This is a genomic window from Luteibacter sp. RCC_6_2 (assembly GCF_041360655.1).
In the GTDB taxonomy this organism is placed as follows: Bacteria; Pseudomonadota; Gammaproteobacteria; order Xanthomonadales; family Rhodanobacteraceae; genus Luteibacter.
In genome coordinates, this window is the sequence record NZ_JBFUPQ010000003.1 from 75,329 (window position 1) to 95,764 (window position 20,436).

Annotated in this window: 17 protein-coding genes and 1 tRNA gene; 13 read left to right on the forward strand and 5 right to left on the reverse strand. The window is 64.5% G+C overall.

From position 1 onward, the window contains the following. Positions 1–99 precede the first annotated feature (99 nt). The 4 genes from AB6730_RS03715 to AB6730_RS03730 all read left to right on the forward strand — a co-directional run bounded on the left by AB6730_RS03715 (position 100) and on the right by AB6730_RS03730 (position 5,642). On the forward strand, positions 100–2,397 hold the full coding sequence (locus AB6730_RS03715) for a TonB-dependent receptor (RefSeq protein WP_371022549.1): 2,298 nt from the start codon (positions 100–102) through the stop codon (positions 2,395–2,397). A 56-nt stretch (positions 2,398–2,453) separates the two neighbouring features. After that, positions 2,454–3,494, forward strand: a complete 1,041-nt coding sequence (locus AB6730_RS03720; RefSeq protein ID WP_371022319.1) for a glycerophosphodiester phosphodiesterase — start codon at positions 2,454–2,456, stop codon at positions 3,492–3,494. Between the two features lie 83 nt (positions 3,495–3,577). Beyond that, a complete protein-coding gene (locus AB6730_RS03725; RefSeq protein ID WP_371022320.1) occupies positions 3,578–5,089 on the forward strand; it encodes an amino acid permease in 1,512 nt (503 codons plus the stop codon). 46 nt (positions 5,090–5,135) lie between these two features. Next, positions 5,136–5,642, forward strand: coding sequence for a hypothetical protein (locus tag AB6730_RS03730; protein ID WP_371022321.1), 507 nt, complete (start codon positions 5,136–5,138; stop codon positions 5,640–5,642). A gap of 84 nt (positions 5,643–5,726) precedes the next feature. Here AB6730_RS03730 and AB6730_RS03735 read toward each other — a convergent pair whose 3' ends face one another. Further along, positions 5,727–8,762, reverse strand: a complete 3,036-nt coding sequence (locus AB6730_RS03735) for a TonB-dependent receptor plug domain-containing protein (protein WP_371022322.1) — start codon at positions 8,760–8,762, stop codon at positions 5,727–5,729. A gap of 256 nt (positions 8,763–9,018) precedes the next feature. Continuing rightward, the gene (locus AB6730_RS03740; RefSeq protein ID WP_371022323.1) at positions 9,019–10,125 is read right to left on the reverse strand and encodes a reprolysin-like metallopeptidase; all 1,107 of its coding nucleotides are present in this window, start codon (positions 10,123–10,125) and stop codon (positions 9,019–9,021) included. Between the two features lie 220 nt (positions 10,126–10,345). Here AB6730_RS03740 and AB6730_RS03745 point away from each other — a divergent pair, with 220 nt between their 5' ends. After that, complete coding sequence (locus AB6730_RS03745; RefSeq protein ID WP_371022324.1) at positions 10,346–11,050, forward strand: glutathione S-transferase N-terminal domain-containing protein; 705 nt, start codon at positions 10,346–10,348, stop codon at positions 11,048–11,050. Between the two features lie 45 nt (positions 11,051–11,095). Here AB6730_RS03745 and AB6730_RS03750 read toward each other — a convergent pair whose 3' ends face one another. Together AB6730_RS03750 and AB6730_RS03755 are read right to left on the reverse strand one after the other, a co-directional pair. Next, positions 11,096–11,419: a helix-turn-helix domain-containing protein gene (locus AB6730_RS03750; RefSeq protein ID WP_371022325.1), complete on the reverse strand. Its 324-nt coding sequence runs from the start codon at positions 11,417–11,419 to the stop codon at positions 11,096–11,098. Further along, positions 11,409–11,783: a type II toxin-antitoxin system RelE/ParE family toxin gene (locus AB6730_RS03755; protein ID WP_371022326.1), complete on the reverse strand. Its 375-nt coding sequence runs from the start codon at positions 11,781–11,783 to the stop codon at positions 11,409–11,411. The genes AB6730_RS03750 and AB6730_RS03755 overlap by 11 nt, the downstream gene beginning before the upstream one ends. Before the next feature lie 196 nt (positions 11,784–11,979). Here AB6730_RS03755 and AB6730_RS03760 point away from each other — a divergent pair, with 196 nt between their 5' ends. From AB6730_RS03760 to AB6730_RS03775, 4 genes are all read left to right on the forward strand, one after another. Further along, positions 11,980–13,863 carry a M61 family metallopeptidase gene (locus tag AB6730_RS03760; RefSeq protein WP_371022550.1) on the forward strand — a complete coding sequence of 628 codons (1,884 nt, stop codon included), beginning with the start codon at positions 11,980–11,982 and terminating at the stop codon, positions 13,861–13,863. Between the two features lie 165 nt (positions 13,864–14,028). Then, positions 14,029–14,934 (forward strand): LytTR family DNA-binding domain-containing protein, encoded by a 906-nt coding sequence (locus tag AB6730_RS03765; RefSeq protein WP_371022327.1) that lies wholly within the window; start codon positions 14,029–14,031, stop codon positions 14,932–14,934. A gap of 54 nt (positions 14,935–14,988) precedes the next feature. Further along, a tRNA-Arg gene (locus tag AB6730_RS03770) sits at positions 14,989–15,065 on the forward strand. Positions 15,066–15,158: 93 nt separating this feature from the next. Continuing rightward, a complete protein-coding gene (locus AB6730_RS03775) occupies positions 15,159–15,653 on the forward strand; it encodes a hypothetical protein (protein ID WP_371022328.1) in 495 nt (164 codons plus the stop codon). A gap of 359 nt (positions 15,654–16,012) precedes the next feature. Here AB6730_RS03775 and AB6730_RS03780 read toward each other — a convergent pair whose 3' ends face one another. Then, positions 16,013–16,429 (reverse strand): organic hydroperoxide resistance protein, encoded by a 417-nt coding sequence (locus AB6730_RS03780; RefSeq protein WP_371022329.1) that lies wholly within the window; start codon positions 16,427–16,429, stop codon positions 16,013–16,015. A 281-nt stretch (positions 16,430–16,710) separates the two neighbouring features. Here AB6730_RS03780 and AB6730_RS03785 point away from each other — a divergent pair, with 281 nt between their 5' ends. The 4 genes from AB6730_RS03785 (at position 16,711) to AB6730_RS03800 (ending at position 20,210) form a co-directional block, all read left to right on the forward strand. Further along, positions 16,711–17,256, forward strand: coding sequence for a thioredoxin family protein (locus AB6730_RS03785; protein ID WP_371022330.1), 546 nt, complete (start codon positions 16,711–16,713; stop codon positions 17,254–17,256). Between the two features lie 46 nt (positions 17,257–17,302). Next, positions 17,303–18,043, forward strand: coding sequence for a response regulator (locus tag AB6730_RS03790; protein ID WP_306848974.1), 741 nt, complete (start codon positions 17,303–17,305; stop codon positions 18,041–18,043). Beyond that, the gene (locus AB6730_RS03795; protein WP_371022331.1) at positions 18,040–19,368 is read left to right on the forward strand and encodes a sensor histidine kinase; all 1,329 of its coding nucleotides are present in this window, start codon (positions 18,040–18,042) and stop codon (positions 19,366–19,368) included. The genes AB6730_RS03790 and AB6730_RS03795 overlap by 4 nt, the downstream gene beginning before the upstream one ends. Positions 19,369–19,487: 119 nt before the next feature. Beyond that, entirely contained in the window at positions 19,488–20,210 is a 723-nt protein-coding gene (locus AB6730_RS03800) for a dienelactone hydrolase family protein (RefSeq protein ID WP_371022332.1), read from the forward strand. Positions 20,211–20,436 lie beyond the last annotated feature (226 nt).

The following is a 20,436-nucleotide window of genomic DNA, read 5'->3' on the forward strand; positions in this document are numbered from 1 at the left end:
ACTGCGACCCACGTCACCGCTTCGCAACATCTTCGCGTGACCGTAAAAAAACGTAAACACTTGTCGGTCACCCTCGTCCGCTTCCCCATGACGAGTTGCCTGTCGATGACGCACTCCCGCCGCGCCCTGTTCCTCGCCCTCGCCTCCGCGCTCGCCTTCCCGGCCCATGCCGACGATGCGCCGCCGCCGAAGCCCCAGGATCTGGAAGCGGTTTCCGTCATCGGACAGGGCGAAACGCGCCAGGTGCAGCGCATCGTGCCGGAAGACCAGAAGGTGCTCCCGCCGGGGACCAGTCCGCAGAAGATCCTCAACCGCCTTCCCGGCGTGTCGGTTCAATCGAACGATGCCTTCGGTGCCAACGAGGAATCGCAGTCGATCACCTTGCGCGGCTTCAACACCACCCGCCTGGGCTACACGCTCGACGGCCTGCCGCTCGGCGACAACGCCTACGGCAACTACAACGGCCTGAACATCTCGCGCGCGCTGTTGCCGGAGAACATGGCCACCGTCGAGTTGTCCGAAGGCATCGGCGCCCTGGGCACGGCCTCCACCAGCAACCTCGGCGGCGCCATCCAGTACTTTTCGTCGGACCCGGCCAAGACCTTCGGCGGCAAGGTGGCGCAGACCTTCGGTAGCGATCACAACCGGCGCACGTATGCGCGAATCGACACGGGCGACTACAAGGGTTTCTCCATGTACCTGTCCGGTGCCCATGCCGACGCGGACATGTGGGCACGACCCAATTCGCCGACGAATACCAAGCAGTTCAACGGCAAGGCCGTCTATGAGTTCGGTGAAGGCAACCGCATCACAGGGTTCGCCGATACCTCGCGCACGAGCCAGGCCGACTACGCCTATCTCTCCAAGAGCGGGCTGAAGCGCGGTCTAGGCTGGGACTGGAACCTCTACGCCCCCGACTGGAACCGTGCGCTGGCGGCGGCGTATTGCGCGCCCGCGTACACCAAGGGTGGCGTGAGCGACCCGCGATGCGGGTTCTCCGGCGGCGTGGACAACATCGACGATGCCTATTACCAGAGCCGAGCGCTGCGTCGCGACGATCTCTACTACCTCGCGGGCGACTTCGCCGTCGCCGACGCGGCCACGTTGCATACCCAGGTCTATCACCACGAAAACGCCGGCCAGGGCCACTGGTGGTCACCGGGACAGAAGTCCAATCCAGGTACCCCGGAAGAACTGCCGATCTCGATCCGCAGCACGAACTACACGATCAACCGCAACGGCGCCATCGCGTCGTTGTCGTGGGACCTGGGCAATCACCACGTGGAAGGCGGCGTCTGGTACGAAAAGAACGACCATCACGTCGAGCGAAATTTCTACTACATCGACGGACCGGTCAGCGACGACCGCTATCTCTCCGATCCGGATCGCCGCCTGTTCGCGCAGGACTATACGATCACCACCAAGCAAGCCTACCTGCAGGACAGCTTCAAGGCGCTGGACGATCGCCTCACCATCGACGTGGGCGTGAAGAGCCCGCACACCACCATGAAAGCGGTCGAACTGCCCGGCGTGGAAAGCCCCTATGCCAATGGCACGCTGAAAGCGGGCAAGTCCCTGCTGCCGCAGGCCGGGTTGGCGTTCCAGCTCGCGCCGGGCCAGGAGATCTTCCTCTCCTATGCCAAGAACATCGCCGCCTTCCAGGGTGGCGGCGCGGGCGGCCCGTTGTCGGTGTCGCAGGCCGCGTTCAATGGCACGAAATCGAACCTGAAGCCCGAGCAATCGCGCTCGATCGATGGCGGCTTCCGCAGCATCGGCGAGGGATACGAAGCATCGGTCGCGCTGTACGACGTGAAGTTCGACAACCGCCTGCTCTCGCTCAATCCCTGCCCGAGCATCGAGGTCGGTACGCGCCCGGAATGCAACACGGCCTTCGTCAACGTCGGCTCGGTGAGCAGCCGCGGTGCCGAGTTCACCTTCATCTGGAAGCCCGTGCGTGGTTTCGAGTGGTATAACTCGGCGTCGTTCAACGACTCCACGTATGACGACAACTATGTCGCCGGCGGCAAGATCGTCCCGGTGAAGGACAAGACCACGGTGGATACGCCCAAGCGCATGTTCGCCAGCGAGATCAGCTGGACCTCCGGGCCCTGGTCGGCCAGCCTGCGCGGCAAGTACACCGGCAAGCGCTACTACACCTATACGAACGACCAGAGCGTGGCCGGTGCGACCTCGTTCGATTTCGGCGCCAGCTACGACTTCGGCCCCGTCGCCAACCTGAAGGCGCTGACCCTGGCGCTCAACATCACCAACCTCACGGACCACCGCTACGCGACGAACCTCACCGCGTTCGCGGCGACGGACCCGCAGGGCCGCGCCCTGGCGTTCCACGCCAGCGCCCCGCGGCAGAGCTTCCTCACCCTGACGGCGGATTTCTGATGAGGGCGTTTGCTCTATCCTCGTGCGCTGTGTTCCTCGCCCTTGGAGCGATACCGATGCCCACGATCGCCGCCCCGGTGGCCCCGCTTGCCGCGAAGGTCCTCGTCATCGGCCATCGCGGCGCCAGCGCCTTGCGGCCCGAGCACACGCTGGCGTCGTACGCGGTGGCGATCGAAGACGGTGCGGATTTCGTCGAGCCGGACCTGGTCTCGACGAAGGACGGCGTGCTGGTGGTCCGGCATGAGAACGAGATCGGCGGCACCACCGACGTCGCCGCCCATCCGGAATTCACCAGCCGGCGTACGACGAAGACGGTCGATGGCGTGACCATCACGGGTTGGTTCACCGAGGATTTCACGCTGGCCGAACTGAAGACCTTGCGCGCCCGCGAGCGCCTTGCCGATATCCGCAAGGCGAACACGGCGTTCGACGGGCAGTTCAGCGTGCCCACCTTCGACGAGATGATCGAATTCGTCGCCGCCGAGGCCTCGGCCCGCCAGCGGGTCATCGGCATCATCCCCGAGATCAAGCATTCCACCTACTTCCGTGGCCTCGGCCTGCCGATGGAGGACAAGGTGCTGGCGACCCTGGATGCCCATGCCTACACACGCGTCGCGCCGGTGGAGATCCAGTCCTTCGAGGTCGGCAACCTGAAGTACCTGCGCGGGACGTTGGGCAAGAGTCATCCCAACGTCCGTCTGCTGCAGTTGATGGACGATGCGGCGGAGCATCCGGCCGACGAGCCGTCGATCACGTACGGCAAGATGATGACCCCTTCGGGCCTGAAGGCCATCACCGCTTATGCGGACGCGATCGGCCCATCCACGCGGAGCATCATTCCGCTGGGCAAGGACGACCGGCTGGCGCCCGTGACGTCGCTGGTTCGCGATGCGCACGCTGCCGGGCTGGAGGTCCACCCGTACACCTTCCGTCCTGAAAATCACTTCCTGGCCGCGGATTTCCGTGACGGCGCCGGTGATGCCGCGCGCAACGAGGCCGGCTCCGTCGCTGAGATCCGTGCCTACCTGGCCACTGGCATCGATGCGTTCTTCACCGACGACCCGGCCCTGGGACGCAAGGCCCTCGACGGACGCTGACACGGCGCATCGGCCCGCGCTGACGACACTCCGGGCTCGCCCGGCTATGATCCCCGGTCAGCCAGCCCCAGGGGATCCACCCGATGTCGTTAGCGAAGTTCCTCCGCCACAAGTCCGTCGAACAGCTCCAGGCCGAAGTCGGCCAGCGCACGGACTTCCGGCGCGTGCTGGGCCTGTGGCAGCTCACGGCGATCGGCATCGGCGGCATCATCGGCGTCGGCATCTTCGTGCTGGCGGGCCAGCAGGCCGCGCTCAACGCCGGGCCGGCCGTGGCCCTGAGCTTCATCATCGCCGGCTTCGGCAGCGCCTGCGCGGCGCTTTGCTACGCCGAATTCGCAGGGCTGATCCCGGTCACCGGCAGTGCCTACACCTATGGCTATGCAGTGCTCGGTGAGGGAGCGGCCTGGATCATCGGCTGGGATCTCCTCCTCGAATACGCCTTGGTGGTCGCCGTCGTGGCGATCGGCTGGTCCGGCTACGTGCAGGTATTGCTGGCCAGCGCCGGGGTGCACCTGCCGGAATGGGCGCAGAAGAGCATGAGCGCCGACACCATGAAGTATTTCTGGCAGCAGGGGCTGGGCTCGCTTGGCGTCTCGTTTGCCGCGCCCGTCGCCGCGCCGACCGATGCTCACCGCTTCAACGTGATCGCGGCCGGTATCTCGCTGCTGGTGGCGATCCTTCTTTCGGTACGTACGGAGTGGGGCGCGCGCCTGAACACCCTCATCGTCGGCATCAAGGTGCTGGGCGTGGCGCTGGTCATCGGTGTCGGCGCCTTCTTCATCAATACGGCCAATTGGCACCCGTTCATTCCGGAGCGGATCTTCGACGACAAGGGCGTCGGCCACTTCGGCTGGCACGGTGTGCTCACCGGCGCGAGCGTGGTCTTCTTCGCCGTGTTCGGCTACGACACGCTCACCACGGCGGCCGAGGAAGCGAAGAACCCGCAGCGTGACCTCCCGCGCGCGGTGCTGCTTTCGTTGGCCGTCGCCATGGTGCTTTATATCGCCGTGTCCCTCGTGCTCACCGGCATCGTGCCGTACGCCACGCTCAGTGGTGAAGCCTCGGTTTCCGATGCGTTCAACGCGATCGGCCTGCCCTGGCTGAGCAACGTGATCGCCGTCGCCGCCGTGATCGGCGTGATCAGCGTGTTGTTCGCCTTCATGCTCGGCGCGGCGCGGATCTGGTTCGCACTCGCGCGCGATGGGCTGCTTCCCGCCTGGTTCGCCCGCGTGCATCCGCGTTTCGGCACGCCGGCACGGCCGACCATGATCCTCGGCATCTTCACCGCGATCGTCGCCGGCCTGCTGCCGATCGGCGAGGTGGCCGAGCTGGTGAACATCGGCACGCTCAGCGCCTTCATCCTCATCTGCGCATCGGTCCTGGTACTGCGCGTGCGCAAACCGGACCTGGAACGCAAATTCCGTACGCCGGCCGTGTGGTTCGTGGCGCCGCTGGGCATCCTGTTCTCGCTGGCGCTGATCTGGGGCTTGCCCTGGATCACGTTCGAGCGCTTCGCCATCTGGATGGGAATCGGCCTGATCGTGTACTTCACCTATGGGGTGAAGCACAGCAAGCTCAATCGCACGCGGGCATAATATGCCCGCCGACGTGATCGGCATGGATCAATCAAGGGAGAGGACGATGGGGAAGGGGACACTTGCCGCACTGATGATGCTGGCCGCCGCGCCGGCGGCGTTCGCGGCGGATGGCGTGACGGTACCGAGGCCTGTGGCCTTCAACGAGGATGCGGAGATCCCGAAGGCCGTTCGCGCCGAGTGCAAGCTCGACGAGGAATTGCCCGATGCGATCGCCGCCACGGCGAAGGAGGGCGGCGTGCCGGTGACGTTCGCGCCGCAGGTCACGAGCGCGACCACGGGCCGTGCGCTGGAGCTGGAGATCACCGACGTCGCAGCCGACGGTAACGGGTTCATCGGGCACCGCAAGTCGATGTCGGTGCGCGGCAAGCTATACGACAACGGCCAGGTCGTGGGCAGCTTCAAGGCCCGTCGCACTTCGATGGGCGGCGCGTTCGGCGGGTTCAAGGGCAACTGTTCGGTGCTGTCGCGGACGGTGAATGCCATCGGCGAAGATATCGGCGGCTGGCTGGCCGCGCCGAAGATGGATTCACGGTTGGGTGACTTGGAATAAGCTGGCGCCCGCCTGGCTTCACGCCATGTATATCGGGGGCGGACCGCAAGGCCGCCCCCGATGCGTTTCCGACGTCTGTCGACGTCAGTAGTCGTAATTCACGCTAAGCCGAACATAACGCGGAAGCTGGCGCGAGGTCGGCGTTCCATAGAGCGGATTGGCGAGGTTCGGATTGGACTCGGCGTTGGGGTAGATGCCGATCACCTTCTGCTCGTTGAGCACGTTGAACACGTTGGCGTTGAATGCCAGCTTGGAATCGGCGAAGGCCGGGCGATAGGTGACGCCGAGATCGATCTGGCGCACCCAGGGCAGGCGTCCGTGGCTTCCCGGCGGCGACGGCAGGCCATTGCAGAAGTGATAGCTGTTGCCGTAACCGGCCGGATCGGTGCGGTCGACCCCGAAATATCCAAGGCAGGGTTTCGGCGCGCCCGAGATCATGCTGAGGTTGCCGCTGACCAGCCACTCGGGGGTGAACTCGTAGTAGCCGAAGAACTTCAACTGGTGCTTGTGATCGTTGTTCTGCACGCCGTTGGTGTTGACCATGATGTACGAGTTGTCCCAGTCCTGCGTCGTCGAGACCGCGGTCTGGCCCGTGCCGCGCGATTCGCGGTAGAGGTCCGAGCGGAGCTGGCCTTCCGTGTTGCCGTAGCTGCGCGAGAAGGTGTAGCTGACCTTGCCGTACCAGCCGTTGCTGAAGGGATGTTCGAGGAAGGTCTCCAACGCGTAGTAGCGTCGCTTCAGCCGGTCGAAGCCGAACTCCTTGTTCGATAGCGGCACGCTCACGTAGTTGCCGGAGGTGTCGACGAGATTGAAGGTGTTCGCCTTGCCCGGGTTGAACAGCCAGCAACTCACGGGGTTGCTGTCGGTGGTGACGTCGTAGCCGAGCGACTGGGCCTTGGCCAGTACCAGGTCGATGTCGCAATAGTCGTCGATGGCGTTGCGCAGGACGCGCTGCGTGGCCTTCGCGCCATAGACCCAGTCGGTACCCAGTGTCTTGGTGAAGCCGAGGATGAACTCGTCCTGGTACTCCGACTTCAGGCCCTTGGTCGTGACCGTCTTCGGATCGGGCAGCTGCCCGAAGGTGTTGTTCGCCGCGACGGGCGGCGAGATGGTGGTGAGGCCGGTCGGCGTGCCATCGGCGGCGATGCCGCCATAGGTGAAGTATTGCGACGTGGTGAGTGCGCCGCCCGCGGCGTTCAACGCCGGGTTGAGGGGCAGGCCGAGGTAGTAGCGGCCCGCGTTGGCGTACACCTTGAAGGTCGCATCCCCGTACACATCCCAGCTGGCGCCGAGGCGTGGCGCCCATTGCGGCTTGTGCTGGGTGACGAAGGCGTCGCCATCCGCATTGAAGTTCTGGAACTGGTCGTTGCGCAGGCCCACCGAAAGCAGCCAGCGGTCGTTGATCTGCCACTTGTCCTCGATGTATTGGGCGCGTTGGGTGGAGCGTACGGTGGCGAGGCTGCTGCTGATGTTCTGCACCACGTAATAGCCTTCGGCGCCGTTCGGAAAGCCGCCCGTGGCGGGCACGCCAAGACCGGTGGAGATGGGCGTGTTGGGATCGCCCTGGCCATACGTCCACGAGTAGCCCGGGCCCGAGGTGACCGATCCCTGGTCGAGCGCCGTCGCGGTCTGGTTGTCGATGCCGGCGGTGATCGTGTGGTCGCCGATCTTGTAGGTGATGTCGAAGCGGGTGTTGGTGGTGCGGTTGCCGCGCCCGGAAGGAATCAGGCTGGACACGGTCTGGCTGTTGCCGCGCCCGGTGCCGCCGTTCAACGCCGGATTCTGGTTGACCAGGCCGTCCACGTAGGTGAGCGAGGGATCGTACCCGCCCGGGGCGTCGTAGTCGGTGGTGTGCAGCTTGCCGTAGAGGGCGGTGATGGTGAGGTCGTCGGTGATGTAGCCGGTGTATTTCGCCGTCCAGAGATCGCCGCCAGCCTTGGTGTCGTCGTTCTGGCCGATGCGGGCGAGACGTGTACGGCTGTTGTAATCGTAGTTGTAGACACTGCCCGAGGTTTCGTACTTGTCCGACGCGCCGGTCAACTCGAGGATGTTGTTGTCCGTGATGTTCCAGTCGATCTTGCCGTACCAGCGCGGCGAGTTGTACCGGTAGTCCACGTACGGCTTGGTGCTGGTGTATCCGCTGACGGGATTGACGGTGTTGCCTTCCTGCCGCTGGAATTCACCGGCGATGAAGACGAACAGCTTGTCCTTGATCAGCGGGCCCCCCGCATAGGCGCTCACCGTGGTGCTGTCGCTGTCGTTCTCGCTGTCGGGCGAATACAACGAGCCTGCGCGTGGCGTGGCGGGCAGGCCGTTCTCGAAGTAGCGGTCGCGCTGGCTGGCGCGCGCGAAGCCCGGTTCCCACAGCACCTGTGCACCGAAATGCCATTCGTTCGTGCCTCGCTTGCCGACCACGTTGATCACGCCGCCGTCGGAGCGCCCGTACAGGGCGCTATAGCCACCGGTGTAGACCTCCTGCTGGTCGATGGCGCCGTAAGGCAACGACAGGCCGCCGAACCCGCGCAAGGGGTCGGTCGTGGCGAAACCATTCACGTAGTACGCGTTCTCGCTGGCCGCCGAGCCGCCGAAGCTCACCAGGGAATTGCCCGTCGGGCCCTTGAAGCTGCCGCCGTTGTTGACCACGCCCGGAGCGAGCAGCGCGATGGCTTCCGAATTGCGGCCGAGCGGCAGGCGGGCGAGCTGTTCGGACGTGACCACGGTGCGGGAATCGATGGTGGAAACGTCGATCTTCGGCAAGGCCGAGGCGGAAACGGTGACACCACTGAGTGTCTGGGCGTCGCTCGCCGCGAAGGACACCTCGGTGCCGGCACCGACTTTGAGCACGATGTTCTGTCGCGTGTCGATGGTCTGCCCGTTGGCACGCAAGCTGACCGTATAGGTACCCAGCGGCAGCTGGCTTATGGAATACCTGCCGCGGTCGTCCACCGGAATTTCGCGGCTGAGGCCGGTATCGCTGGTGACGACCACCGTCTGGCCGGCGGCGACGGGTGCCTGTCCGAAGATGCCGCCCGTCGTCGACTGGGCGAAAGCCGCGGGGCTCGAAGCGAGCGCCAGGGCGACGGCGAGGGTGGTCTTGTTGAGGGACTTGAAGCTGAGCATGAAGAAACGCCTCCTCGGAACGATTTCAAGGCAAAGGCATGCCCGGGCTCCGCGGGCGCGGAACCTGGATATCGATGTTGTGGTGACCCCCGGGCACATCCCCGACGCCGGCGACCGAGGGGTCGCCGGAGCGGTATGAGCCGATAAACGCGTGCGAACGCGTCGCTTCCGTTCAGCAGACAGCGCGTGCTGCGATGCAGCACTTGTTACCGGTTATAGCGAAAAGTTACGAGCATGTATAGGGGTATAGACGTCCCTATTCGCAGAAGAGCGGAATCCCCGGTGGGTCCGGGTTGACCGGCACGGTCCATTCCCGGGCCATCTGGACGCGCATGTTGCGTTCGTTCTTCCTCGAATAGCGGTAGCAATTGGACCTCATGGCGACGGTACCGGAGACCAGGTTGGTTTCGCACGGCCACACGGACGACCATCGCACCTCGGCGTCGTCGTGTGTCGCGCCCAAGGTGTGTCCGTACTCATGGGCGATGATCGTGTAGCGGCCCGAGAGCGAAGCAATCGCCTCTTCACCGCCGAGCCATGCCTGCCCGGTGACACCGGGCAGGGGTTCCTTGCTCGTGACGAGCATGAACTTGTACTCGAACTTTCCCGGGATGCGCGGCAACTTGTTCCGCCGTTCGTAGAAATCGATCGCCGTCGTCCAGTCGCGGAGCGACTCCTCGTGTCCATAGGACATATCGGTAAGCCCCTCGACCTGCTGGCTATAGATCGCCCACAACCGATGAACAGGCAGGATCTTCTTCATGTCCGCGATCCACCAGGCGACGTAACGGGCATGTATGTGTCTTCGGTCCATGCCGAGCGTGTCGTCGTGAAGGAACATCCAGAATGTCAGCGTGGGCGGTTGGTCCGCGCTGGGACGCCTGGGCCCATCCGTATTCCTTCCCGAGGGGCCCTGACGGTTCGCGTGTTCCACCGCGGCAGGCCTTGCGTCGACGGCGTCCGCGGACTCGACGACGTGGGGCGTGTCGTCATCGCGGTCGTAGCCGGTGACGGATACACCATCGCGACGAGCCACCGTGATGTCCAGGTGGTCACCGGAACGGGTGACGACGGCCTGTTCGCCTCGCCAGGTGGCAAGGTACATGTCTCCAGATTCCCCGTCGGCGAAACGAATGCCGATGTCGAGATGCGATTCGACGACGAGGGTGTCCGCACCCCCGACGCCGCGTGATCGTTCCGCCGAAGCGGCAAGGGAGACGGTGCGAGGCAACCCTGCGGTGACGGCCTGGTCGAAGGCGGCGATGGGATGTGTGATCGCCGGTCGCGCGGTGCAGATGCCGGCCGTGCAGGCGGCGGCGAGAATGACGGTGCACCGCAACGCGGTGATGGGTAGCTGGGCCATGGCAGTCCTTTGCGGGCGGTTGGGGTGGCTTGGAGCGGAGGCAGTGTATGCGGCGTCAGGGCGTCCTGGTGCGCGTGCGATGCGATGCGGTGCGACAGCCGGCGCCCCGTCGCGCCGGGGGTGCTGGCTTGGCGCGACGTACGCCTGCGTGGGCGAGCGGCATTGAATCGTCGCCAGCCACCCCCTACCTTCAAGCGTTCACGCCGCGCAGGAATGTCCCATGTCCGACCTCACGAGTTTCCCGATCAACGCCGTATGGCCAGCGGCCCACCCGGAGCGCATCCAGCTTTATTCGCTGCCCACGCCGAACGGCGTGAAGGTATCGATCATGCTGGAGGAACTGGGCCTGCCCTACGAGCCACACCTCGTCGACATCGGCAAGGACGAAAGCAAGCTGCCCGAATTCGTCGCGCTCAACCCGAATGGGAAGATCCCGGCGCTCGTCGATCCGGATGGGCCGGACGGCAAGCCCATCGGCCTGTTCGAGTCCGGTGCGATCCTGCTGTACCTGGCCGAGAAGACGGGCCGATTCATTCCCGCGGATGCCACCGGCCGTTGGGAAACCATCCAATGGCTGTTCTTCCAGATGGCCGGCATCGGCCCGATGTTCGGGCAGGTGGGTTTCTTCCACAAGTTCGCCGGCCGCGAGTACGAGGACAAGCGTCCGTTGCAGCGCTACGTGGCGGAGTCGAAGCGCCTGCTCGGTGTGCTCGACAAGCGGCTGGAAGGGCGCGAGTGGATCGTGGGCGACGAATACACCATCGCCGACATCGCCACGTTGGGATGGGTCAACAACCTCGTGACCTTCTATGGTGCCCGCGAACTGGTCGGTTTCGACGAATACGAGAATGTCATCGCCTGGCTCGAACGCGGCATGTCGCGTCCCGCGGTGCAGCGCGGACTGAAGATTCCCGCGCGGGCCTGATCCGGGTCGTCTGAAGAGACCGCCTTGTAGCGAGGCGGGTTCTTATCACGCCAGTACTTGAAGGCCGTGTTTCGCGACCACGGCCAACAGTTTCAGCGCCATGCCGCTAGGCTTCTTGGCGCCCGTCTCCCACTTCTCTATCGTGCTTTCGCTGGTATTCAAATAGCGCGCGAAGACTGGCTGGCTTACGTGGTTGGTTTCGCGGAGACGCTTGATCTGTGCAGGTTCGATTGTTGGCGGAATGGCGATGCACGTGGCATCGAATTCCCTCATCGTGGTCTTGTCGATCGTTCCGGCGCGATGCATGCCGGCCACCGCGCTGTGAATGGCCTCGAATGCGTCGCTCTTGTATTTGCGCTTAGCGGTCATTGTGCACCTCAACGAGTTCACCGGCGGCGATTTCGCATTCGATGTCGTCCTCGGATTTGCCGCCATATAGGGCAGCAAGTTTCTTAAAGGCGGCGAGTTCCGCATCGTCGATGTTGGCTCGATCTTTTTTCGCGAATAAGTAAGTGAATATCCAGAAGCGACGGCCCTTGGCAACGACGATGGCGCGGTGCATGTTCCGATGCAGTCGCTTCTTGAAAACACCCCCACCTAGATCATCCGCCTGCCCGCGCAGAATCTCGCGCGTGATCGCACGAAGTTCCGATTCCGGAATCCTCTCTTTTTTCGCCGCCTTGGCGAACCAGGCGGTCTTGAAGACCCGCTGGCGATGCGTCCATTCGCTCATGCATGAATATGGTAGCACCTGGTGCTATGGATAAGTCAAGGCGGAAGCCCCGCCCGTGACCTCTGGCATAGGGAACCCCGCAGCCCGGCGTTTAGGATCGAGGGCTTGCGCGGGCCTCAGGGGAACGCGCCGACCCGCTCGACAGGGATGGACGGGCGACCATCATGTTCCACGGGAGAACACAGTGAAATCCACCATGCTCGCCTCCGCGCTGCTGGCCGCCCTGGCAGGTATCGGCGCCTCGGCCGTCCGCGCGGACGATGTCCCCGCACCGCAAGACACCGCCTATAACGGCACCCTCAAGCTCGTCGTCGACGCCACCGACCTCGACCGCCGCATTTTCCGCGTGCGCGAGAACATCCCCGCGCAGCCGGGTCCGCTGACCCTGTTGTTCCCGGAGTGGATCCCGGGCCACCACTCGCCCAGCGGCCCGATCGACCAGTTCGCCGGCCTGATCGTCACCGCCGGAGGCAAGCGCATCGAATGGAAGCGCGACGAGTTCAACGTCTACGCCTTCCATGTGGACGTGCCGGCCGGTGCGTCCTCGGTGGACGTGGAATTCCAGACGTTGACGCCGCAGGACACCCGCCAGGGCCGCATCGTCATGACGCCGGACATCGTCAACGTGCAGTGGAACCAGGTATCGCTGTATCCGGCGGGCTATCGCGCGGATCGCATCCAGGTCGAGCCATCGGTGAAGTTCCCCGCGGGCTTCCAGTTCGGCACGGCGCTGGAACAGGCGAGCAAGGACGGCGACACGGTCACCTTCAAGGCGATCGATTATGACGACCTCGTCGATTCGCCGATCTTCGCCGGCCGCTACTTCAAGCGCGTCGACCTCGATCCCAACGGCCGCTCGCCGGTGCACCTCAACATCGTGGCCGACAACGCCAAGGCGCTGGAGATCAAGCCGGAGGCGCTCGATATCCACCGCAAGCTGGTCCAGCAGATGGACAAGCTCTACGGCGCGCGCCACTACAACCATTACGACTTCCTGCTGGCGCTGACCGAAAAACTCGGTGGCATCGGCCTGGAGCATCATCGTTCGTCCGAGAACAGCGCCTCGCCCAACTACTTCACCGAGTGGGACAAGAGCTGGCTCGGCCGCGACCTGCTCGCGCATGAATACAATCACTCCTGGGACGGCAAGTACCGCCGTGGCGCCGATCTGGCCACGCCGAACTTCAACGTGCCGATGGGCGACAGCTTGTTGTGGGTCTATGAAGGCCAGACGCAGTTCTGGGGCAACGTGGTCGCCGCGCGTGCAGGCCTGCTATCTCAGGACCAGGCGCGCGACATGCTCGCCTTCGTCGCCGCCACCTACGACAAGGGCCGTCCGGGCTTGTCCTGGCGCAACATCCAGGACACCACCAACGACCCGACCATCGCGCAGCGTCGTCCGCTCTCGTATCGAAACTACCAGATGAGCGAGGACTACTATTCCGGCGGCCAGATGATCTGGCTCGACGTGGACACGAAGCTGCGTGAGCTGACCAAGAACAAGCGTTCGCTCGACGATTTCGCCAAGGCTTTCTTCGGCATGAAGGACGGCGACTGGAAGGTGAATCCGTACACCTTCGAGGAAGTGGTCTCCACGCTCAATGGCATCACGCCATACGATTGGGCCACCTACCTGCGCGATCGCGTCGACGGCCACAAGGGTGACCTGGAAGGCATCGAGCGCGGTGGCTGGAAGCTCGTCTACAACGACAAGCCGTCCGATGCGCTCAAGGCCATCGAAGGGCGCCGCCACTATACCGACCTGACTTATTCCGCCGGCTTCGCGGTGTCGGCCAAGGGCGATATCTCGGACGTGCGCTGGGATGGTCCGGCATTCAATGCTGGCCTGTCGCCGGGCATGCACATCGTCGCGGTGAACAACAAGGAATTCGACGGTGACGCATTGAAGGATGCCGTCACCGCCGCGAAGACCGACAAGGCGCCGATCGAACTGCTGGTGAAGAATTTCGACCAGTACAAGACGATCAAGATCGACTACCACGAAGGCCTCAAGTACCCGCACCTCGAGCGGGACAAGAGCAAGCCCGACTGGCTGGGCGAGCTGTACAAGGCGAAGTAAAAAAAGGAGGGCGCCGCAAGGCGCCCTCCTTCTTCGACAAGGTCAAAGGACGCTTTTTTGTGGGAGCCACTTCAGCGGCGATGGCTCCCGACCAGGACCATGCCTGCTCCGCGGGATCGCCACTGAAGCGGCTCCCACAAGGCGCCGGGCGCTATCATCCGCCGCATGACCCCAGCCCCTCTGCCGCCAGGCCTCGAACTCGACCGCGCGCACCGCCGCCGTCGCCGCTACATGATCGCCTTCTGGATACTGGCCTTCGGCAGCGCGGCCATCGGCAACACCCTCACCAATCGAATGGATGCCGATCGCTACGGTATCCCCATCGCCACCTGGCAGATCGCCACCAACGAACTCACCAGCGTGCTCGTCTCGCTGGTGATGCTGCCCTTCCTGCTCCGCGCCTGCGATCGATGGCCGTTGCATGCGGATACCTGGCGCCGGCGTCTGCCGCTGTATTTCCTCGGCAGTGTCCTGTGGTGCGCCGTGCATGTGGCCGGCATGGATCTGTTGCGGCTCCTCGTCTACCGGCTGGCCGGCGTCGCCTTCGACCCGGGCTCGTTGCGGATGCAGGTCATCTACGAGTACCTCAAGGATGTCCGCACGGTCTTCGTCATCGTCGCCTTCTGGCACATGGTGGAGTGGTTCGGTCGGCGCGTGCAGGGCGAAGCCCACCTGCTCGACGCGCCGGACGAGGGTGCGCCCGTGGAGCCCGTGGACCGCCCCGAGCGATTCCTCGTGCGCAAGCTCGGCCGCGACTTCCTCGTCGCCACCGCCGACATCGAATGGGCGCAGGCCTCGGGCAACTACGTGAACCTGCGCGTGCGTGGACGCGATTACCCGCTCCGCAGCACGTTGGCGGCGCTGGAGACCCGGCTCGATCCGGCGGTGTTCGTTCGTGCCCACCGCAGCTATATCGTCCAGTTGGCCCAGGTCACCGCCATCGAACCCCTGGACGCGGGCGAAGCCCGCCTGCACATGGCCGACGGCAGCGTCCTGCCGTGCAGCCGGCGCTACCGGGAAAGCCTACGCTCCGTGGCGGCGGGCGCCGGGCCGGTGCCGGCCCGGGCCTGACATCGAGGCTAGGCCGCCCGGGCCATTCCCGCTACAATGCCGGTCCGCTGTTACGCGCCTGTAGCTCAGCCGGATAGAGTAGTGGCTTCCGAAGCCATTGGTCGGGGGTTCGAATCCCTCCAGGCGCGCCATTCTTTGCCCCGTCTCGCGTTGTCCATCGAGTATCGCCTGGCACACCCTTCGGCGCGGCGGTCGGCAGGAATTCCGTTCCGGATGCATGCCCTATGAAGGTCACCGAGGCGCGCCGCTTCTTTTTCATCGAGGGCGAGGGAGCGACTGATGTCTTCGCCAGAGAGAACTGGCGCGGAGGGGTACTCAATCGAGACAAGTACGGATGGCACCGCATGCCCCAGGTCCTCTGGGAGGCATTGCGAGATGCGAGTGCTGATTCTGCTTGGTGGATCTGTGGCTATGGAGTCGTAGGCGAGGTCGAGCCTGGCGCGGTGTCGTTTGCCTTCGACTGGAATTTCTTTCCTACGCTTCCCGATAACCCGGCCAAAACGTCGACCGAATGGGTTGCGTACAACGATTCGCGGACCATTGCCGTACTAGCGGATTTTGATGTCACCATCGTAGGGGCCTATCAGCCATTCGCTGACCAGATCGACCGCCTTCTGGCAATGTCGGACACGAGTCTGCGAAAGCTCACCCGTGATGATATGGGTGACGAAAATGAGTGGGGTTTTATAACGGCCCTCATCAAGTCGGCCATAAAATAGGTTCCCCACCGAAGATCGGGTCATACCTCGCGATTCGGCTTGGGTTTGCCCTCGCGGTGGAATGTGTGAAGCAGAGCGGTCAGCCGCGTGAGCCTGGTGGGAAGCGGACTGGTCCGCGATCCGTCGACCTGGGGCGAGCCGGAGAGGCGATGCATCGCATCTGTGTGGGTGGTGAGAGCCTCGTGCTTTCGACGCAACGCCTCCTTCGCCGGCAGAAAGGTTGAGGACTCGCGGACTAGTCCGCTTCCCACCAAGTTCCGGCGGCGGGCAGTTCGCACCGGACTCTTGGGTCCGGCAGGTCCCAAAAGGCCTCGCATCGGCACCGGTGATGTTCCCGGCACCGATGACTGCGCGCGTCATCAGGCGAGGCGGATCTCCACATCGATGTTCCCACGCGTCGCCTTTGAGTACGGACAGGTGCGATGGGCGGACTGGATCAGCTCGTGCGCGACGTCCGGGTCGATGCCGGGGAGGCTGACCGTGAGGCGTGCCTGCAGGAAGTAGCCGCCGTTGCCGGTGCCGAGATCGATCTCCGCGTCGACCGCCGTGTCCTTCGGCAGGGCGATCTTCCGTTCGCGGGCGGCGAGACCCATGGCGCCGATGAAACAGGCCGACCAGCCCGCGCCGAGCAACTGCTCGGGATTGCTGCCGGTGCCCGGGCCACCGGGTGAGGAGAGCTTCACGTTGAGACGATCGTCGGAGCTGCGCGATTCGCCGTCGCGGCCGCCGGTGGTGTGGGTCTTGCCGGTATAGAGGACGTTCTCGATCTGGGCCATGGCCGTGGTTTCCGTTGTGGGGTGGTCATAGGAAACCGCGAGGGCGTATCCGGGCTGTGTCCCGATGGCGGCGGAAGTGCATCGAACCGTGTCGCGGCAACGGCTCGACACATTCGGATACAAAGCGTGCGCTCGGCGGTCTTGGGCGGCCTGTCCGCGGCTTGTACATGCCGATACAAAAAGGCGGGGTGGGGGACACGTGCGAGATAAGTGGCGGGCGTCCAATACGACCATGCCCGGTACCTCTACCGGGCCCCTGTCGCCACCACGAGGTGTCCCCCATGCGCCCCATCCGCCTTGCCCTCGCCACCCTCGCCATCGGTGCCGCCCTCGTCGCGGCATGGCCGGGTAACTGGTCCTCCACCGCGCTCGCCCAGGATTCCACAGCCAAGGCCCCCGCACCGGATTTCGCCGGTATCGATCGTTGGTTCAACTCACGGCCGCTATCCATCGCTGGCCTGCGCGGCAAGGTGGTGCTGGTCGAGTTCTGGACGCATGAATGCATCAACTGCCTGCATGTGTTGCCGCATACCAAGGCGCTTTACGACAAATACGCCAAGGATGGGCTCGTGGTAGTTGGTGTGCATACGCCGGAGTACGACGAGGAGCGTGATCCCGCCAACGTGAAGGCGGCGATCGCCCGCTATGGCATCACCTGGCCGGTCGCCATGGATAACGGCTACCAGACATGGAACGCCTACGGGAATCGTTTCTGGCCGGCGCTGTACCTGATCGACCGCGATGGCCGGGTGGTCTACAGCCATTTCGGTGAGGGAAACTACGAAGAAACCGAGGCCCGCGTCCGCCAGCTCCTGGACAAGGCATGATGTCGTCGATCTAGCGCACCACACCGTCATCGAGAGAGATTCGCGCATGGAACATACCGACCATATCCTCGTCGTCGACGACGACCACGGCATCCGCACGGGCGTGGTCGACTACCTGCGCAAGAATGGCTTGCGCGCCACCGCCGCCGCGGACGGCCGCGAGATGATGGCGCAGCTGGACACTTCGGCCTTCGACCTGATCGTGCTCGACATCATGATGCCGGGCGACGACGGCCTCGTGCTCTGCCGCAACCTGCGCAGCGGCAAGCACCGGGCGGTGCCGATCCTGCTGCTCACGGCCCGCGACGATGAGACCGACCGCATCATCGGCCTGGAAATGGGCGCCGACGACTATGTGGTGAAGCCCTTCTCGCCACGCGAACTGCTGGCGCGGATCAAGGCGGTGATCCGGCGTACGAGGATGCTGCCGCCGAACCTGCGCATCACCGAATCCAGCGAGACGATCTCGTTCGGCCGCTGGCGCCTCGATACCACGGCGCGCCACCTGCTGGACGACGACGGCACCGTGGTCTCGTTGAGCGGCGCGGAGTTCCGCCTGCTGCGCGTGTTGCTCGATCATCCGCAGCGCGTGCTCTCCCGCGACCAACTGTTGAACCTCACGCAGGGCCGTGACGCGGAGTTGTTCGACCGCTCGATCGATCTCATGGTCAGCCGCCTTCGCCAGCGTCTGAAGGACGATGCGAAGGAGCAGGCGTACATCAAGACAGTGCGCAGCGAGGGCTACGTGTTCTGCATGCCGGTGACCGTGCATGGAGATGCGTCATGAACCCCGCCGGGGCCTTCCGCATGCCGCGCTGGTGGCCGCGGAGCATGGCCTCCCGGATCTACATCATCATCTTCACCGGCCTGTTGCTCGCGCAAGGACTGTCGTTCGGATCGATGTTCTACGAGCGTTACCAGAGTGCCACGACGGTGATGTTGAACACGCTCGAACACGACGTCGGTACGTCGGTGGCCGTGCTCGATCGCCTGCCCGCGGCGGAACGTCCGCAGTGGCTGCCGCGGCTGCAAAGGGATAACTACCGCTTCATCCTCGGGCCGGGTGACCAGGGCAGGCCCCTGGTCTCGGCCCGCTCACGCGACGTGACCGGCTTGATCGCGAAAGAGGTCGGGCCAGCCTTCCAGGTCCACGGCGCGACCACGTCCGTCTCGCCGGAGCGATACCAGGTGCACCTCACCCTGCACGACGGTTCGCCCCTGACGCTCGAGGTCACCCCACGCGGCGTGCCCGTGGCGGACTGGCTGCCCTTCGTGCTCATCGTGCAGGTGGTGGTGTTGCTGGCTTGCGCGTGGATCGCCGTGCGCCAGGCGACGCGTCCACTGGCACGGTTGGCGCGTGCGGCGGATGGCCTGACACCCGCCGTGGACAATCCGCGTCTCGCGGAAGACGGGCCAACGGAAGTCGCGCATGCCGCGGTGGCGTTCAACGCCATGCAGGACAGGATCGCGCGCCACCTGAAGGAGCGCCTGCATATCCTTGCGTCCATCTCCCACGACTTGCAGACACCGATCACGCGGATGCGCCTGCGCGCCGAATCCCTCGGCGACAGCGCCGCCCGGGACAGGATTCTCGACGACCTGCGCGAGATGGAACATCTCGTGCGTGAAGGCGTGGCCTATGCGCGTAGCGCGCACGGTGGTGAAGAGGCCCCCGTGCGCATCGATCCCGCGGCCTTTCTCGAGAGCCTCGTCTTCGATTACCAGGACTCGGGCCAGCCGGTGACGCTGGTTGGCAGTATCCACGGCGTGTGTCTGGCGCGGCCGAGGGCATTACGCCGTGTCCTCGGAAACCTCGTCGACAATGCGATCAAGTACGGTGGTTCGGCCGAGGTCGGCGTATCGCAGGATGCTCACGACGGTCTCTGCATCACCGTATCGGATCGGGGGCCGGGCATTCCCGAGGACGAACTCGACGAGGTGCTGCAACCCTTCTATCGCCTGGAGGCCTCGCGCAACCGGGATACGGGCGGCGCGGGCCTGGGCTTGGCCATCGCCATCCAGCTCATGCGCTCCATCGGCGGCAACCTGACCCTGGCCAATCGCGAAGGGGGTGGCCTGGTCGCGACGGTGGTGCTGTCTGGCGCGCGATAGCCGCGGATGGGGCGAAGGCTTGAGGTCACTTCTGTCTAAGACCCCGTGGGACGTCGCCTGTTAACGTCCCTCGCCACTGGCGCGCCGTTCGCGCCCTGCAGCCCTGACGGAGTCCCATCGTGTCCCACACCCTCACTGTGAAAACGCCGGACGGCTCGTTCGACGCCTACGTCGCCATGCCCGCCACCACGCCCGCGCCGGTCGTCGTCGTGGTCCAGGAAATCTTCGGTATCACCGAGGGCATCCGTGCGATCGCCGATGACCTGGCGCGCGACGGTTTCATCGCCGTGGCGCCCGACCTGTTCTGGCGCTTCCAGCCCGGCATCTTGCTGTCCGAACATAGCGAGGCCGACTGGAAGACGGCGGTGGGGTATTACATGAAGCTCGACCTCGGCAAGGCCGAGGAAGACATCGAGGCGACGGTCGCGGCCGCGCGTGCGTTGCCGGAATCGACGGGCAAGGCGGGCGTGATGGGCTTCTGCCTCGGCGGCCTGTTGTCGTTCCTCACCGCCGTGCGCGGCAAGGTCGATGCGGCGGTGGAGTACTACGGCGGCCGCACTGAGGAATTCGTCGAGCGCGGCGCGAACATGACGACGCCATTGCTGATGCACCTCGCCGGCGACGATGAATTCATGACCAAGGAAGCACAGGCGAAGATCAAGCAAGTGCTGGCTTCCCGCCCCAACGTGGAGATCCACGTCTACGACGGAAGAAACCACGCCTTCGCCCGTCCCCAGGGCGACCACTACGATGCGGCGGACGCGGAGAAAGCGAATGCCCGTACCCGCGCTTTCCTGAAGCAACACCTGTCGCCGCTGAAGCGGCTTCCCACCACAGCATGAAGCGGCTTCCCACCACAGCTATCGAGTAGACAGGTTAGGAATACACCTGTGGGATCTGGAACAGACCCTGTGGGAGCCGATCTTGTCGGCGATCCCGCGGCAGCGGGCCGGGTTACGGCAAGCACCCATCGCCGACAGGGTCGGCTCCCACCAGAAATCGGCGGCTATCCATCCACGCTCTTGCTGCTGTCGGATGAAAAAACGCCCCGGTTCCGGCCGGGGCGTT